Source organism: Pseudomonas sp. TKO26 (assembly GCF_003225665.1).
Classification (GTDB): domain Bacteria; phylum Pseudomonadota; class Gammaproteobacteria; order Pseudomonadales; family Pseudomonadaceae; genus Aquipseudomonas; species Aquipseudomonas saponiphila.
Genome location: NZ_QKLN01000007.1, coordinates 166,534 through 181,360, shown reverse-complemented (window position 1 = coordinate 181,360; position 14,827 = coordinate 166,534). Strand labels below are relative to the sequence as shown.

12 protein-coding genes are annotated in these 14,827 nt (G+C 65.6%); 3 read left to right on the top strand and 9 right to left on the bottom strand.

All coding sequences use genetic code 11. The features are described 5' to 3' along the window. The first annotated feature begins 1 nt into the window (after position 1). Positions 2-1,336 carry a dihydroorotase gene (locus tag DNK59_RS13080; RefSeq protein ID WP_110723453.1) on the top strand — a complete coding sequence of 445 codons (1,335 nt, stop codon included), beginning with the start codon at positions 2-4 and terminating at the stop codon, positions 1,334-1,336. Between the two features lie 29 nt (positions 1,337-1,365). Further along, on the top strand, positions 1,366-3,255 hold the full coding sequence (thrS, locus tag DNK59_RS13075; protein ID WP_110723452.1) for a threonine--tRNA ligase: 1,890 nt from the start codon (positions 1,366-1,368) through the stop codon (positions 3,253-3,255). A 74-nt stretch (positions 3,256-3,329) separates the two neighbouring features. On the opposite strand, the gene DNK59_RS13070 is transcribed toward thrS, so the two are convergent. Continuing rightward, a complete protein-coding gene (locus DNK59_RS13070; RefSeq protein ID WP_110723451.1) occupies positions 3,330-3,854 on the bottom strand; it encodes a DUF3617 domain-containing protein in 525 nt (174 codons plus the stop codon). A 132-nt stretch (positions 3,855-3,986) separates the two neighbouring features. Here DNK59_RS13070 and cls point away from each other — a divergent pair, with 132 nt between their 5' ends. After that, positions 3,987-5,426, top strand: coding sequence for a cardiolipin synthase (cls, locus tag DNK59_RS13065; protein WP_092317929.1), 1,440 nt, complete (start codon positions 3,987-3,989; stop codon positions 5,424-5,426). Between the two features lie 19 nt (positions 5,427-5,445). Here the strand turns inward: cls and cfaB are convergent, their stop codons facing one another. From cfaB to hflK (DNK59_RS13025), 8 genes are all read right to left on the bottom strand, one after another. After that, entirely contained in the window at positions 5,446-6,633 is a 1,188-nt protein-coding gene (gene cfaB / locus DNK59_RS13060; RefSeq protein ID WP_092317932.1) for a C17 cyclopropane fatty acid synthase CfaB, read from the bottom strand. An 84-nt stretch (positions 6,634-6,717) separates the two neighbouring features. Continuing rightward, complete coding sequence (locus DNK59_RS13055) at positions 6,718-7,506, bottom strand: DNA-binding domain-containing protein (RefSeq protein WP_110723450.1); 789 nt, start codon at positions 7,504-7,506, stop codon at positions 6,718-6,720. Next, on the bottom strand, positions 7,497-8,342 hold the full coding sequence (locus DNK59_RS13050) for a DUF692 domain-containing protein (protein WP_110723449.1): 846 nt from the start codon (positions 8,340-8,342) through the stop codon (positions 7,497-7,499). The genes DNK59_RS13055 and DNK59_RS13050 overlap by 10 nt, the downstream gene beginning before the upstream one ends. Before the next feature lie 66 nt (positions 8,343-8,408). Further along, positions 8,409-8,660 (bottom strand): membrane protein, encoded by a 252-nt coding sequence (locus DNK59_RS13045; RefSeq protein WP_025131574.1) that lies wholly within the window; start codon positions 8,658-8,660, stop codon positions 8,409-8,411. Positions 8,661-8,799: 139 nt separating this feature from the next. Further along, positions 8,800-10,701, bottom strand: coding sequence for a heavy metal translocating P-type ATPase (locus DNK59_RS13040; RefSeq protein WP_110723448.1), 1,902 nt, complete (start codon positions 10,699-10,701; stop codon positions 8,800-8,802). Then, positions 10,698-11,756, bottom strand: coding sequence for a protease modulator HflK (gene hflK / locus DNK59_RS13035; protein WP_110723447.1), 1,059 nt, complete (start codon positions 11,754-11,756; stop codon positions 10,698-10,700). The genes DNK59_RS13040 and hflK (DNK59_RS13035) overlap by 4 nt, the downstream gene beginning before the upstream one ends. Further along, on the bottom strand, positions 11,753-12,793 hold the full coding sequence (gene hflC, locus DNK59_RS13030; RefSeq protein ID WP_110723446.1) for a protease modulator HflC: 1,041 nt from the start codon (positions 12,791-12,793) through the stop codon (positions 11,753-11,755). Before hflC ends, hflK (DNK59_RS13035) begins: the two co-directional genes overlap by 4 nt. Then, positions 12,790-14,727, bottom strand: coding sequence for a protease modulator HflK (hflK, locus tag DNK59_RS13025; RefSeq protein ID WP_110723445.1), 1,938 nt, complete (start codon positions 14,725-14,727; stop codon positions 12,790-12,792). Before hflK (DNK59_RS13025) ends, hflC begins: the two co-directional genes overlap by 4 nt. Positions 14,728-14,827 lie beyond the last annotated feature (100 nt).

Below are 14,827 nucleotides of genomic sequence, written 5' to 3'. Positions count from 1 at the left end.
CATGAGCCGAATCCTTATCCGCAATGCCCGACTGGTGAACGAAGGTCGCGAGTTCGACGCCGACCTGCTGGTCAGCCATGGGCGCATCGAGACCATCGGCAGCCTCGACCATCTCAGCGCCGAACTGGAAATCGACGCCCAGGGCCAGTGGCTGCTGCCGGGAATGATCGACGACCAGGTGCACTTTCGTGATCCCGGCGCGCCGGAAAAAGGCAGCATCCATAGCGAGTCGCGGGCAGCGGTGGCCGGCGGCATCACCAGCTTCATGGACATGCCCAACACCTCACCGGCGACCCTGACCCTGGCCGCCCTGGCCGACAAGAAACGCCGCGCAGCGGTGGCCTCGGTGGCCAACTACGGCTTCCACTTCGGCGTCAGCAACGACAACCTGGACACCGTCGCCGCTCTGGACCCGACCCAGGTCGCCGGGGTCAAGGTGTTCATGGGGGCCTCCACCGGCAACCTGCTGGTGGACGACCCCGAGGTGCTGGACCGGCTGTTTCGCCAGGTGCCCACCCTGCTCCTGGCCCACTGCGAACACACCCCGAGCATCCAGCTCGCGCAACAACGCTGGCAGCAGCTCTACGGCGAGCAGATTCCCGCCGCCGCCCACCCGCGCATTCGCGACGCCGAGGCCTGCTACCGCTCCTCGTCCCTGGCGGTAGCCCTGGCGAAGAAACACGGCACCCGCCTGCACGTGCTGCACTTGACCAGCGCCCGGGAACTGGCCCTGTTCGAGGACCGGCCCCTGGCCGAAAAGCGCATCACCGCCGAAGTCTGCCTGCACCACCTGCTGTTCGATGACCGCGACTACTCGCGCCTGGGGCACTTGATCAAATGCAACCCGGCGATCAAGACCCAGGCCGATCGCGACGCCTTGCGCCAGGCCCTGAACAGCCAGCGCCTGGACGTCATCGGCAGCGACCACGCCCCCCACACCTGGGAGCAGAAGCAGCAGCCCTACACCCGCGCGCCGGCGGGCCTGCCGCTGGTGCAGCACGCACTACCCGCCCTGCTGGAGCTGGTGGCGGACCGAGTCCTGCCACTGACCACCCTGGTGGAAAAGACCAGCCACCGGGTGGCCGATCTGTTCGGCATTCCCGACCGTGGCTACCTGCGCGAAGGCTACTGGGCCGACTTGGTGCTGATCCGCCCCGAGCCCGCGGGCCTGCTAGTGGACCAGCAGCCGATTCTCGCCCAATGCGGCTGGACGCCGTTCGCCGGCCGGCGCTTTCGCCATAGCGTCGCCACCACCCTGGTGTCCGGCCAGCTCGCCTGGCACCAGGGTCGCCTGTACGACCACTGTCAGGGCCTGCCCCTGCGCTTCGATCGCTGATCCCCCAGCCAGCCCAAGGACCACCCAAGATGATCCGCATCACCCTGCCTGATGGCGCGTGCCGTGAGTACGACCAGCCGTTGTCCGTGTTTGAAGTGGCCGCCAGCATTGGCAGCGGCCTGGCCAAAGCCGCCGTGGCCGGACGGGTCGACGGCCGCCTGGTGGACTGTGACTACCTGTTGCACAGCGACACCCACCTGAGCATCGTCACCGCCAGCGATGCCGATGGCCTGCAAATCCTGCGTCACTCCTGCGCCCACCTGCTGGCCATGGCGGTGAAGCAGTTGTACCCCTCGGCTCAGGTCACCATCGGCCCGGTCATCGAGGACGGTTTCTTCTACGACTTCGCCTACGAGCGCCCTTTCACTCCCGAGGATCTGGACCTGATCGAGGCGCGCATGCACAGCCTGGCCGCCACCAACCACCGCCTGCACCGCCGCGAGCTGTCCCGGGAGCAGGCGCTGCAACACTTCGCCGCGCAGGGCGAGCACTACAAGGTCGAACTGATCCGCGATCTGCCTCAGGAGGCCGTGCTGTCGCTGTACCGCCAGGGCGATTTCGAAGACCTGTGCCGCGGCCCCCACGTGCGCAGCACCGGTCAGTTACGGGCGTTCAAGCTGACCAAGGTGGCCGGGGCCTATTGGCGCGGCGACGCCAACAACGCGCCGTTGCAACGGATCTACGGCACCTGCTGGGCCACTCGCCAGGATCTGGACGCCTATCTGGTTCGCCAGGAACAGGCCGCCAAGCGCGACCACCGCAAGCTGGGCCAGCAACTGGACCTGTTCCACTTCGACGACTGCGCGCCAGGTTCAGTGTTCTGGCACGCCAAGGGCTGGACCCTGTTCCAGCAGTTGATCGGCTACATGCGCCAGCGCCAGGAACAGGCCGGCTACCAGGAAGTGAACACCCCGGACGTGATGGACCGCAGCCTCTGGGAAACCTCCGGGCACTGGCACAACTACCGCGACCACATGTTCACCACCAGCACCGAGGACCAGCGCACCTTCGCCCTCAAGCCGATGAACTGCCCCGGCGCGGTGGCGATCTTCGGCCAGGGTTTGAAGAGCTACCGCGACCTGCCGCTGCGCATCGCCGAGTTCGGCAAGGTCCATCGCTACGAACCTTCGGGGGCACTGCACGGCTTGCTGCGGGTGCGCCACTTCACCCAGGACGACGCCCACATCTTCTGCACCCCGCAACAGATGCAGGACGAATGCGCCCGCACCATCGCCCTGGTGTTCGACATCTATAAGGAGTTCGGTTTCGACGAAGTGGCGGTGAAGCTATCCACCCGCCCGGCCAATCGCATCGGCAGCGACGAGGTCTGGGATCAGCTGGAAGGCGCCCTGGTCGGCGCACTGCAAAGCATGCAGATCGACTATCGGCTCAACCCGGGGGAAGGCGCGTTCTACGGCCCGAAACTGGAGTTCGTACTGCGCGACGCCATCGGCCGCGACTGGCAGTGCGGCACCCTGCAAGTGGACCTCAACCTGCCCGAGCGCTTTGCCATCAGCTACGTCGACGACCACGGCGAACGGCGCCAGCCGGTGATGCTGCACCGCGCACTGTTCGGTTCCCTGGAACGCTTTATCGGCATTCTCCTTGAGCACCATGGCGGCGCCCTGCCCCTGTGGCTGGCACCGCAGCAGGTGGCGGTGCTGAACATCAGCGCGGCCCAGGCGAACCATGCCCAGGCCATCACCGAGCGCCTGCGCCGGCATGGGCTGCGGGCCAGCGCCGACCTGCGCAACGAAAAGATCGGCTACAAGATCCGCGAGCACAGCCTGCAGAAAGTGCCTTATCTGCTGGTGATAGGGGACAAGGAGCAAGCCGGAGGCTACGTCAGCCTGCGCAGCCGCAAGGGCGAAGACCTGGGGCAACTGACCCTGGAGCAGGCACTGCAGCGCATGGTCTAGCGTGGGGCCGGCTGGTCGGCCAGGACCCGGTTCCAGATGTCGGGCGGGTGTCGGCCAACCGGTACCGGGCGGGATCAGGAAGCCCGGGGCTTGACCGTGCCGCAGTCCTGGCCGAGCCACACGGCGCGAGTGTCCATGCTGCCCTTCTGCTGCAGGCCGGTGGCATTGAAGGTGCCGATCACATTGGTGGTGAACTCGCGGTCACTGATGAACCTGGCCACCCCGCTGCCCTGGGCCTTGGGACAACTGAAACGAAACTTCCACTGGTTGCCGTTGCGCTCGGTGACCTGCTGCCGGCAGCCCGACTGCGGGTCCTGCAGCGGGATGGTATCGGACTTGACCTGATCCGGCGTCAGGCACACGCGAATGCCCTTGCCGCCCATGGTCACGCCCTGTTTCTCCAGCATGGCCCGTTGCTCCGGGGTCATCTGCTGCTGCAACTGGCCGAGGATCAGCGACAGATCCGGCAGGTTCTGGTCATCGACCTTCATGTTGCTGCTGGTCAGTTCCCACAAGCCCGGTTGCAGCATCTGCGCCTGCGCCGCCAGTGGCAGCGCCATTCCCGCCGCCAACGCCCAACCCAGTAAACGAAGTTTCATCGAATGACTCCTAGACAGTAGTGGCCGTTAGACTTCAAGCAAGGCACGGCGTTGCATGCAGAATAAAATAGCGACATTCGCTGTGGAACATGGTCTGTTAGGCATTGAATTCTTCAGGAGCAAGGCTGCCCCATGGATTATTTTGGCCCGCACATCTTTGGCTATCTCATCGCGCTGCTGCATTTTCTCGGGCTGATCGCCGCGATCCACGCGGTGTTCACCGTCAGGACCGCCCAAGGCGCCATTGCCTGGGCCCTGTCGCTGATGTTCATGCCCTACCTGACCCTCATCCCCTACCTGGTGTTCGGCCGCAGCACCTTCGACGCCTACATCAAGGCCCGGCGCCAGGCCAACGTGGAAATGCACAAGGCCATCAATGAGCTGAACTGGCGCCCCTGGGTCGAAGAAGCCCTGACCGCCCGGGCCTCCCAGGCCTATGCCTCGTTGCGCGCCATGCCCAAGCTCGGTCGCATGCCGTGCCTGGCCAACAATCAGCTGCGCCTGCTGGTCAATGGCGATGCCACTTTCGAAGCGATCTTCAATGCCATCCGCCGTTCCCATACGGCAGTGCTGATCCAGTTCTTCATCATTCACGACGACCAGTTGGGCCGGCGCCTGCAACGCCTGCTACTGGAAAAGGCCGCCGAAGGGGTGTCGATCCACCTGCTCTACGACGGCATCGGCAGCCATTCCCTGCCCGCCAGCTACGTGCAGACCCTGCGCGAAGCCGGGGTTCAGGTACACGCCTTCGCCACCCGCAGCGGCTGGCTCAATCGCTTTCAGGTGAACTTTCGCAACCACCGCAAGATCGTGGTGGTGGACGGCATGCTGGGGTTTGTCGGCGGACACAACGTCGGTGACGAATACCTGGGCGAGAAACCGCCCCTGGCCCCCTGGCGCGATACCCACGTGCAGGTCAGCGGCCCGGTGGTGGCCTGCCTGCAGGAGTCCTTCGCCGAAGACTGGTTCTGGGCCGCGCGGCAGCTGCCACCGCTGATCCTGCCGGACGCCTACCCCGACGGCGGCGTGCTTTGCCAATTGCTGGCCAGCGGTCCGGCGGACGCCTACGAAACCTGCTCGCTGTTCTTCGTCGAGGCGATCCACGCCGCCAGCGAACGGGTGTGGATCACCAGCCCGTACTTCATTCCCGACGAGGCGGTGTTCGCCGCCCTGCGCCTGGCAGTGCTGCGTGGTGTGGACGTGCGCATCCTGCTGCCGGCGCGCCCGGACCATCGCATCGTCTACGCCGCCTCCAGTCTCTATGCCTTCGAGGCGGTGCGCGCCGGGGTCCGGGTCTTCCGTTATCAGCCGGGGTTCCTGCATCAGAAGGTTGTATTGATCGACAACGAGATCAGCGCCATTGGCAGCGCCAACCTGGACAACCGCTCCTTCCGCCTGAATTTCGAAGTGATGTTGCTGACCGTGGATGACGATTTCGCCACCGAGGTCGAGGACATGCTCAAGGCCGACTTCGCCAAGGCCCGGGAAATCGCCAAGGAAGAAAGCCGCCAGACCCACCGCCTGCAACAACTGGGCATGCGGGTCGCGCGGCTGATTTCACCGATTCTTTAAGTCGTCGCTCAGGGTCGGCCTAAGGGTGGTAGAGGTCGTCGCGGGTCCAGGGCAACTCATGGCTGCCATCGGCATGGGCCTTGACCGCGAGGATCTGGTGCAGGTTGATCCAGCCCCTGGCGAACGCATAGGCGCAACCCGCCAGGTACAATCGCCAGATCCGTAGCGCCTGCTCGGGAACCTGTCGGGCGGCGGCCTCCAGGTTGTCTTCCAGGCGCTCACTCCAGTGGTCCAGGGTGCGGGCGTAATGCAGACGCAGGCTTTCGACATCGACGATCTCCAGCCCGGCGTCGCTGATCTGCGCGGAGATCATCGCCAGGTGCGGCAGCTCGCCATTGGGGAACACGTAACGCTCGATGAAGTCACCGGCGCCCCGGCCCACGGGGCGTCCATCGATGTGCTTGGCGGTGATCCCGTGGTTCATCACCAGGCCGCCTTCGCGCACCGCGTTGAACAGGGTCCGGCAATACTGCGCCAGGTTGGCGTGGCCGACGTGTTCGAACATGCCGACGCTGACCACCTTGTCGAAGCGGCCATCCTGGGGCAGATCGCGGTAGTCCAGCAGCTGCAGTTCCACCAGATCGTCCAGGCCCTCGGCACTCACCCGCTCCCGCGCCAGGGCCAGTTGCTCCTTGCTCAGGGTGATGCCAAAAACCCTGGCGCCGAACTCGCGGGCAGCGTAGCGGGCCAGTCCGCCCCAGCCACAGCCGACGTCCAGCAGGTAGTCCCCCGGTTGCAGACGCAGCTTGCGGCACAGATGACGGAACTTGGCTTGCTGGGCCTGCTCCAGGGACTCGCTGCCCGTCTCGAAATAGGCACAGGAGTAGGCCATGTCACTGTCGAGCCACAGTTGGTAGAAGGCGTTGGAAAGATCGTAGTGGTAGGAAATGGCTGCCGCGTCCGTGGCCTTGTCGTGCAGGGTGCGCACCGGCTGATTGTCGCCGTCCTCATCCAGCAGGGCCTGGCTCAGCTCGTCGCAGACCCGGATGACTTCGCTGATGGAACCTTCGAGTTCCAGCTTGCCCTCGACAAAGGCGCCCCCCAGCGCGTCAAGGCTGGGATGGGTGAATTGCGCGACCAGCTGCGGGTCCTTGACCACGATGGTGACGCTGGGCTCCGGCCCAAGATTGAACTCATGGCCATCCCAGAGCCGCAGGCGCAAGGGTAATTGCAGATTCTGTAAGGCCGGTGGAAGTTGCGCGAGCATGAAAAATCCCCCCTGTTTCAGACGTCTGAAATGAGGGTAGACCATCTTGAAAAAATAGCTGGCTATCGAATTTCCAGGTTTTTTTCAGGATTCGCGGCGAACCACCAGGCCCTCTTCGACCCACTGTTTCAGCCAGGTAACCGCCTGCAGCGGGGCCCCCTCGGCATAAGTGACGGCCAGCTCGGCGCAGAGTTCCGCGAAATTCCACTGTTGCTCGATCATGCCCCACAGCGCTGCGGCCTCTTCGGCCGACAAGCTGCGATACCGGCAGACCCGCTCCGCTCGCCAGACCAGGCACACCTGTTGCTGATCGAGTAAGGCACTGTCGGGGAAATCCACCTGCTCCTTGACCGCACGCCACTGGGCCAGGCTGTTGTAGCGACAGTCGAGCCACTGCACACAAGGCGCCAGGCGCAGTTGCAGCTGCGGCCATTGTTCGGCATCCAGCCCGGCCATGGCTTCCACCGTCAGCACCTGGGCTTCGGCGGCGTCGAAGGCCAGGGTGAAGGCCCATTCCAGACGCGCGAGCTCCGCCAGGGGCTCGCCCTGCTCCGGCACCAGATGGCCCTGGATAAACTCGGCAAAGCCCTGCCCCAGCCAGCGCAGGCTGAAATGCCGGGACGGGCACTGGCGAATATAGGCCCCCGTCAATGCCTGGAATTCAACATCCCCCAGCCAGTGCCAGATGGCCGGGAAGTCACTGCCCATCACCTCCTGCAGCCGGGCCAGGTAGGCGTTGTGATAGATCGCCAGGCCGGTCTCGACATCCAGGGTCGGGCCACCGATCAGGCTCTCTTCCAGGGCCGCGCGCGCCTGGGCCTGTTCACCCAGCAGATAGGTTTCAAAAGCCAGTTGCCAGTCATTCAGGCGCATTGCTGCCTCCCGGCCAGAGCCTGTTGCCCTAGTGCGCGGGCCTTGTGCAGTTCGCTCAGCAGCTCGTGCAAGGGTGGAAAATGATCATCTCGCTCCAGCAAGGTCGCCACCGGCCCCAGGTGTTCAAGGGTGCGTTGATACAGGGCCCAGACCGGATCGCACACCGGATGGTCGTGGGTGTCGATCACGTAATCGCCGTAGTCCTGGTGCCCGGCCAGATGCAGTTGCCGCACCCGCTGCGCCGGCAGTCCCTGGATGAACTGCCAGGGATCGAAACCGTGATTGCGTGAACTGACATAGACGTTGTTCACATCCAGCAACAGCTCGCAGCCGCTGAGCTGGCTCAGGGCCGCGAGAAACTCCCATTCGCTGAATTGATCGGCCGCGGCGCGCACATAACTGGAGACGTTCTCCAGCACCAGGGGCCGCTCCAGCACCTCCTGCACCTGCCGCACCCGGCCCGCCACGTATTCCAGGCTTTCCTCGGTGTAGGGCAAGGGCAGCAGATCGTGCAGTTGATGAGCATTGCCCCGGCTCCAGCACAGGTGATCGGAAATCCAGGCAGGATCCACCCGTCGAGCCAGTTGCTTGAGTTGCTTGAGGTAGTCCAGGTCCAGGGCATGGGGACCACCAATGGACAGCGACACCCCATGCATCACGACGGGGTAACGCTCGGCAATCGCGTCCAGGTAGTAGAGGGCCTTGCCGCCCTCGACCATGAAGTTCTCGGACACCACTTCGAACCAGTCGATGTCCGGTGCTTCATCGAGAATCTGTTGGTAATAGGCGCTGCGCAAACCCAGGCCATAGCCCAGGCAGGAACAAAGGTCAGACATAGCGAACTCCTCGCAACGTGGCCGCAGTGGTCGTCAGCCCCCACTGCGGCAGCACGGATTCGCCGCTTACTCGCCGACTTTGCCGCCGGCTTTTTCGCAGGCCGACTGGGTCATGGCCTTGAAGCCCTGGCCTTTGCAAGCGCCCATGCCTTTGCAGGCGTGGTCCTTGGTCTTGCAGTCGTTCTGGCCTTTGCAGGCGTTGACGCCGTAGCAATGCACCTGGGCATCGGCAGCAGACGCTTGAGTCACGACACCGGCAAACATAGTGGCGGCGGCGAAGGCCAGAGCAGCACCGGCAGCGGTTTTCTTCATGTTCATTTTTTATTCCTCAATAGTCGCAAGGGGTCGACGGGCAGCTTGTGCAATCCCGTCATGGCACTAGAGAGAGGAGGCATCCCGGCGTTACAGCCGGGATGAAAAAAATCTGCTCAGTCGCATTTCGCCGGCAAGCCGGCTCCTACAGCTTGAGCAGCGGTTCCTGGAACCGCAGCAAGCGACCGGCATTGCCCAATACCAGCAAGGTGCTGAGGTTGTGCAACAGCGCGGCGATCATGGCCCCCGCCGCCCCCAGCCAGCCAAAGGCGGCAAAGGCGACGATGGCCAGGGTCCAGCCCAGGCCGATGATCACATTGACCTGCAGGGTGCGTCGGCATTCTCGACTCAGGCGCACGCAGGTGCCCAGGCGCCGCAGGTCGCTGCCGATCAGCACCACGTCCGCCGAGGCCAGGGCGATGTCCGCGCCACCGGCGCCCATGGCCACGCCCACCACCCCGGCTTTCAGCGCCAGGGAATCGTTGATGCCGTCCCCCACCACCATCGGCCGGAAGCCCGTGTCGATCTCCCCCAGCACGCGCTTGAGTTTGTCTTCCGGCAGGGCCTGGGCCTGCACATCGCTGATCCCCACCTCCAGGGCCAGGCTGTCCGCCACGCTCTGCCGGTCGCCGGTGAGCAACAACTGCCGCCCCAGCCCCAGCTCGCGCAACTCCTCCAGCGCGTGCCGAGCCTCGGGCTTGACGCTGTCGGCCAGGAGCAGCCAGCCGAGGAACTCGCCATTGAGCGCAAGCCCGGCAATCGGTCCGTCATGCTTCGGCACCGGGCTGGTAGTGATGCCCAACTGGCCGAACAGTTCCGGGCGGCCAAGGGCCGCTTCGCCCTCCCCGGTACGGGCCACCACGCCCAGGCCCTGGCGCTCATGGATGTCACTCAGCAGCCATTGTTGTTCCTGGGGCACCAACCCGGCCAGGGCCCGACTGACCGGGTGGCTGCTGGCCGAGCCGAGGCTGGCGGCCAGATTGAGCATGCCCTGCTGGTCTTCCCGGGGGCTGTCGATGGCCTGCAGGCGCAAGGAGCCGAAAGTCAGGGTGCCGGTCTTGTCCACCACCAGGGAGGTCAGGTCCGCCAGCTCTTCAAGAAAGGCCGAACTGCGGATCAGGATGCCGTGGCGCGCGGCCACGGCGATCCCGGCAATCGCCGTGGCCGGGGCCGACAACACCAGGGCGCAAGGACAAGCCGCCACCAACACCGCGAGCATGGCCTGGGCATCGCGGGTGATGAACCAGGTCACCGCCGCCAACAGCAGCACCAGCACCAGATAACTGCCGGCATAGCGTTCCAGCAAACGGGTGATCGGCGGCTTGGCCCGTTCAGCGCTCTGCATCAGGCCGATGACCTTGCCCAGGGTCGACTCTTCACCCGTGCGGGTCACTTGCAGACGCAACAAGCCATCCAGGTTGATCGCCCCGCCATATACCTGCATGCCCACCGTGGCCTCCAGGGGCACCGACTCGCCGGTGATCGGCGCGGTGTCCAGGCTGGCCTGACCGGACAGCACCAGGCCGTCGGCGGGCACGCGGTCGCCGGCGCGCACTTCCACCCGATCACCGGCCTTGAGGCTGGCGTTGTCCACTTCCAGCACACTGCCGTCGGCCTGAACCTTGCGCGCCAGACTGCGGGTCAGGCGGCCCAGGGCATCGATGGCTTCCTGGGAGCCGATCACGCTGCGCTCCTCCAGCACGTGGCCGAAGATCATGATGATCGGCAGCAAGGCGGCGGTCAGCAGATCGCCGGTGGCCCAGGCGCCGAGCATGGCCAGGGCGATCAGTTGATCGGTAATGCCGTGCAGGCTGGGATAACGCAGGCTGAACCAGGCCGAGCGCATCACCGGCACCGCCACCAGCAAGGACGCCACACCCAGCAGCAACTGGCTCACGCCCTCCTGCTCCGGGGCCTGCCAGCGCCACAGCAGGCCCAGCCCCAACAGCCCCAGGGCCAGCATGGCCAGGGTCAGTTGGCGCGCGGCGCTGCGTTGCTCGGCGCTGGTCAGCATGCTGGCGGGGGCCGCCTGGGTTGAAGCAGTCATTGTTCGGCTCCCTGAATGATCAGGCGGGAATCGTCTTTGGGGTTGACCGTGGTCAGCGAGCCGGCCTGCCCGAGAATCTTCGGCAGGCGCTCGCGGTAGATGCGCAGGAGCATTTGCGGATCGGTGCCATCGCGTTGTGCCTGGGCCAGGCTCTGCACCGTGGCGGTCCGGGCCCGGGCCAGGGCCAGGCGTTCGCTGGCCTGGGCATGGGCCACCTGCAGGCTGTGATCGGCTTGCTGGTTGGCGTTCTGGGTCAGCTTCTCGGCCTCGGTGCGGGCATTGGCCACCGCCTTGTCGGCCTGCTGGCTGGCGGTCAGCACCGCGTTGAAAGCACTTACCGCCGGTTGCGGCAGGCTCGACTGCACGTCCACTCGCGTCACCTCCAGGCCAATGCCCTGGCCGCTGGCGGTCAGTTGCGCCAGCCGCTGGTTGATGCTTTGCAACAGATCGCCCCGCAGCCGTTCGCGGCGTTCGGCGGCCTGATTGTCAGTGCCCATCAACTCCGGACGCGCCACCAGGATGGTGTCCAGATCACGGGCGGCGGTCAGGGCCAAGGCGCTGCGGGTCACCAGGCGATCCAGGGCCGGCAGCACATGTTCGCCCTGCAGCACGTAGGCGAAAGGGTCACTGACCTTGTAGAAGACCCGCACATCCAGTTGCACCACCCCGGCATCGCCGGTGAGCAGATACCCCGAACCGGCCAGGGCGTCGTTCAAGGGCGTGGCCAGACTCGCCACCCGGTCCCCTTCCAGCGCAGCCTCGGAACGCAGCAAGCCTTCGACCCGCCGCTCCAGCACCCGGTCGGCGGCGGGCAACAACACCACCTGCTCGAAGGGCTGCGGCCAGGCCAGGAGCAAACCGGCGTTCTGCACCCGCTGCAGCGCGCCAAAATGCATCACCAGGGCCCGGTCCTGCGGGTCGATCTGCCGCACATTGGAGATCGCCCAGGCCACCGCCGCCAGCACCGTGACCACGTACAGCGCGATAAACGCCAGACGGCCGGCCTGAATCCACGGGCTGCTCAGTTCATTTGTTCCACGTGGAACCTTGCTCATGGCTGCGATCCGGAGGCTTTGTTCGGCAGGCTCGGCGGACCGTCCACCAGCACCCGGAACGGTGCGGCATCGGTGCGCAGAATCAGCTTGGTGCCCGGTGTCACCACGGTGCCCAGGGTGTCCAGGGAGCGCAGCAGGTTGTACAGCTGTGGCGAACTGGCGTAGGCGCGACCATAAATCTGCGCCGCTTCCACCCGCGACTGGGCTTCGATATTCGCCGCTTGCACCGTGGCATCGGCCTGGACAATCCGCGCATCGCGCTCGGCGGCAGAGCGGACCTGCGCCGCCTCGCGCTTGCCGATGGCGGTGCGCTCGGTGGCGATGGTTTCCCGCTCGGCGCGCATGCGATCCACGGTGGCGGTGAGGGTCACCGACGGCAGGGTCAGGCGCTCGATGCCCACCTGCACCACCTGCACACCATATGTAGCCAGCAGTTGCTGATCGATCTGCTTGCGTAATTGCGCTTCAAAGTCAGCGATCCGCACTTGGCCGGCATCGGTGTTCACCAGATTGGCCAGATCGAAACTGCTGGCGGTGGTTTCCAATGCGGAGCCGACGAAGGTGCGGATCTGCCGCGCCGCTTCATCGGGCTGGTTCTGCACGGCACGCATGAAGCGCTGCACGTTGTCCGGGTCGCCCTGCACTCGCCACGCTACATAGGCCTGGACGATGATGCGCAAACCGTCGCGGGTGCCCACATCCTGCAAACCGCTGGAGGTGGTGCGCAGACGCAGATCCACCGGGATCGCCGCTTCGAAGGGTGCCGGCCAGCGCCAGCTCAGGCCCGGTTCCAGCAGCACCCGCGCCGGGTTGCCGAAACGGGTGATCACCGTGGCCTCGCCGGAGCGCACCTGCACCAGGCTCGCGGCGGCGACGGCGAACAGCACCAGCAGCAGCGCCCAGCTCATGCGCCGCCAGGGGAAGGGCCCGGCCTCGGCTGGCGCGCCGTGATGATGGTGGTGATGACCGTGATGCTGATGATGGCCGTGCCCATGGTCATGAGCGGCGTGATCGTGAGAGTGGGCAGACTGGCTCAATGGACGGCTCCTGGCTGAGCGGCTTTGCCCCGCGCCACAGGGTCGGCGGGCGGGGTGAATGTACGCAGATCGAGGGTCGGCGCGCTGTCGCCCCCCAGACGATGATCGAGAATCAGCAGCCGGGCCTGGCTCAGCCCCCGGCTCAGTTGGCTCAGGTACTGCTCAAGAACAAAGGCCTGCCCGGCGCTGGCATAGGCTTGTCGATCGGCGCCAAAGCGCAGGTCGGCGGCCTGGGCCGTGGCCTGGACCTCGCGAGCATCGGCCCGGGCCTGGTCATTCGCCATACTGGCCTGCAATAGCGCCTGATTGGTCTGCTCGGCGGCGGCGCCGCGCTCCCGGGAGATCAGCGCCTGGGCCGCAATCTGCGCCGCTTGCACGCCGTGATAGGCATTGGCGGCACCGGCCGGAGGATGGATGGCCTCGACCACGGTGGCGAGGATTTCCACGCCGCTGTCCAGCTTGTTCAGATCGGCCTGCACCGCCTTGCCGATGTCGTCCGCCAGCCCGGTACGGTCTTCGCCCAGCAGGCCGTCGAGGGTACGTGACGCAAAGTCGTGCACCAGCACCCGGCTGGCGGTGCTGCGGATCAAGGTCGGCACATCGCTGCTGTTATAGGTCGCGGCCAGCGCCGCCCTGTCGTCCAGGCCGATGCGGTAGACGAAGCGCACGTCCATGTTGACGATCTGAAAGCTCTGTTGCTGGCCGCTGCCACTGGCGATGACCTGGGATTTGTCATTCACATGGCTGGCGTCCCACAGGCGGTTGGCAATCGCCGGTGCCGGGCCTTCGGCCGGGGCCAGCTGGACTGGCTGCGGGCTGTCGCCAACGCTGGTGGCCAGCTCGTGGACCACGCCGTTTTCCACCCTGATGACCCGGCCCAGCGGCCAGGGCAGGCCCACATGCAGGCCAGGGCCGAAGACTTGTACCGGCTTGCCAAAGCGCTCATAAATGCCGCGATTCTGCAGCGAAAGTTCATGAACGCCGGTCAACAGCCAAGCAATCGCCAGCACCACCGCCAGCACCGGCAACAACGCCCGGCGCATGTAGGTAAACGCCCAGATCTGCCGCAGATCGATGCCGAATCTGTTGTGCAACTCGTGCTGCAGGCTGAGCAGCGGTTGCGGCGGCCAGCGCAGCATGTCGGCGATCACGCTGTGGGCCAGCAAGCGCGGTTCAAGCTGTTCACGTTGCGGACTGAACAGCGACAACAGCGCCCGCAGCAGCAACTCCCCGGCCACCAGCGCCGGCAGCAGCCCGGTCAGCACCGCCAGGCGCACCGGCCACAGCGCCGCGTCGCTGCTGAACAGCAGGCACAGGGCACTGACCAGCAGACACAGGATCGACACCCGCAACAGTTGCGCCAGGGCGCCGGCCTCCGGCCATTCCAGGACCGGCTCCTGGGCCAGTTGGCGCTCCAGCACCAGCAGGGCGAAGGCCAGCAGCAACGCCAGCACTGCGGCGACACTGGCACTCAGGCCCAGGGCCGTGGCGGGCAAGCTCAGGTTGAACACCTGCGACAGGCTATACAGGATCAGCAGCGACCAGCCGGCGAGCCACAAGGTCGGGGCGCCGATCTGCCGCAACAGGCGTCGCCAGCGCAGCGCCAGGGTCGCCGAGAGGCCGGTGCGCAGCGGCTCCTCGGGCAGCGCCAGCGGCGCAGGGTTGATCGCCTCTTCCCGCCAGCGACTGAGCCAACAGGCCGACTGCAAACCCGCCACCGCTACCAGCAAGGCGCAGGACAAGTTGACCAGCAGCGCCGGCCAGATCGTCTGCGCGGCGAACAGGTCGACAAACACCGCCGACACCAAACCCAGCACCGCCAGCCCGAGCAGGACCGCGCCCCAACGCTGCAAACGCGCGGCATGAACCGCCGCCCGCTGAAACCGTGGCAAGGCGGCCACTTCGGCGCCCTGTGTCTGAAGATCGACTTGCATACCACCCCGCCGCTCTGGCCCGGCCCTGTGGATAAATCCCGGGCCGAATAAAGTTGAAACAATTCGTTACTGTATAACCCATCGAGTGAAATTTTTGTCG

Bases quoted from the DNA above. Each gene is read 5' to 3' on its own strand.
- DNK59_RS13080 (WP_110723453.1), top strand. From the start codon at position 2: ATGAGCCGAATCCTTATCCGCAATGCCCGACTGGTGAACGAAGGTCGC.
- thrS (WP_110723452.1), top strand. From the start codon at position 1,366: ATGATCCGCATCACCCTGCCTGATGGCGCGTGCCGTGAGTACGACCAG.
- DNK59_RS13070 (WP_110723451.1), bottom strand. From the start codon at position 3,854: ATGAAACTTCGTTTACTGGGTTGGGCGTTGGCGGCGGGAATGGCGCTG.
- cls (WP_092317929.1), top strand. From the start codon at position 3,987: ATGGATTATTTTGGCCCGCACATCTTTGGCTATCTCATCGCGCTGCTG.
- cfaB (WP_092317932.1), bottom strand. From the start codon at position 6,633: ATGCTCGCGCAACTTCCACCGGCCTTACAGAATCTGCAATTACCCTTG.
- DNK59_RS13055 (WP_110723450.1), bottom strand. From the start codon at position 7,506: ATGCGCCTGAATGACTGGCAACTGGCTTTTGAAACCTATCTGCTGGGT.
- DNK59_RS13050 (WP_110723449.1), bottom strand. From the start codon at position 8,342: ATGTCTGACCTTTGTTCCTGCCTGGGCTATGGCCTGGGTTTGCGCAGC.
- DNK59_RS13045 (WP_025131574.1), bottom strand. From the start codon at position 8,660: ATGAACATGAAGAAAACCGCTGCCGGTGCTGCTCTGGCCTTCGCCGCC.
- DNK59_RS13040 (WP_110723448.1), bottom strand. From the start codon at position 10,701: ATGACTGCTTCAACCCAGGCGGCCCCCGCCAGCATGCTGACCAGCGCC.
- hflK (WP_110723447.1), bottom strand. From the start codon at position 11,756: ATGAGCAAGGTTCCACGTGGAACAAATGAACTGAGCAGCCCGTGGATT.
- hflK (WP_110723445.1), bottom strand. From the start codon at position 14,727: ATGCAAGTCGATCTTCAGACACAGGGCGCCGAAGTGGCCGCCTTGCCA.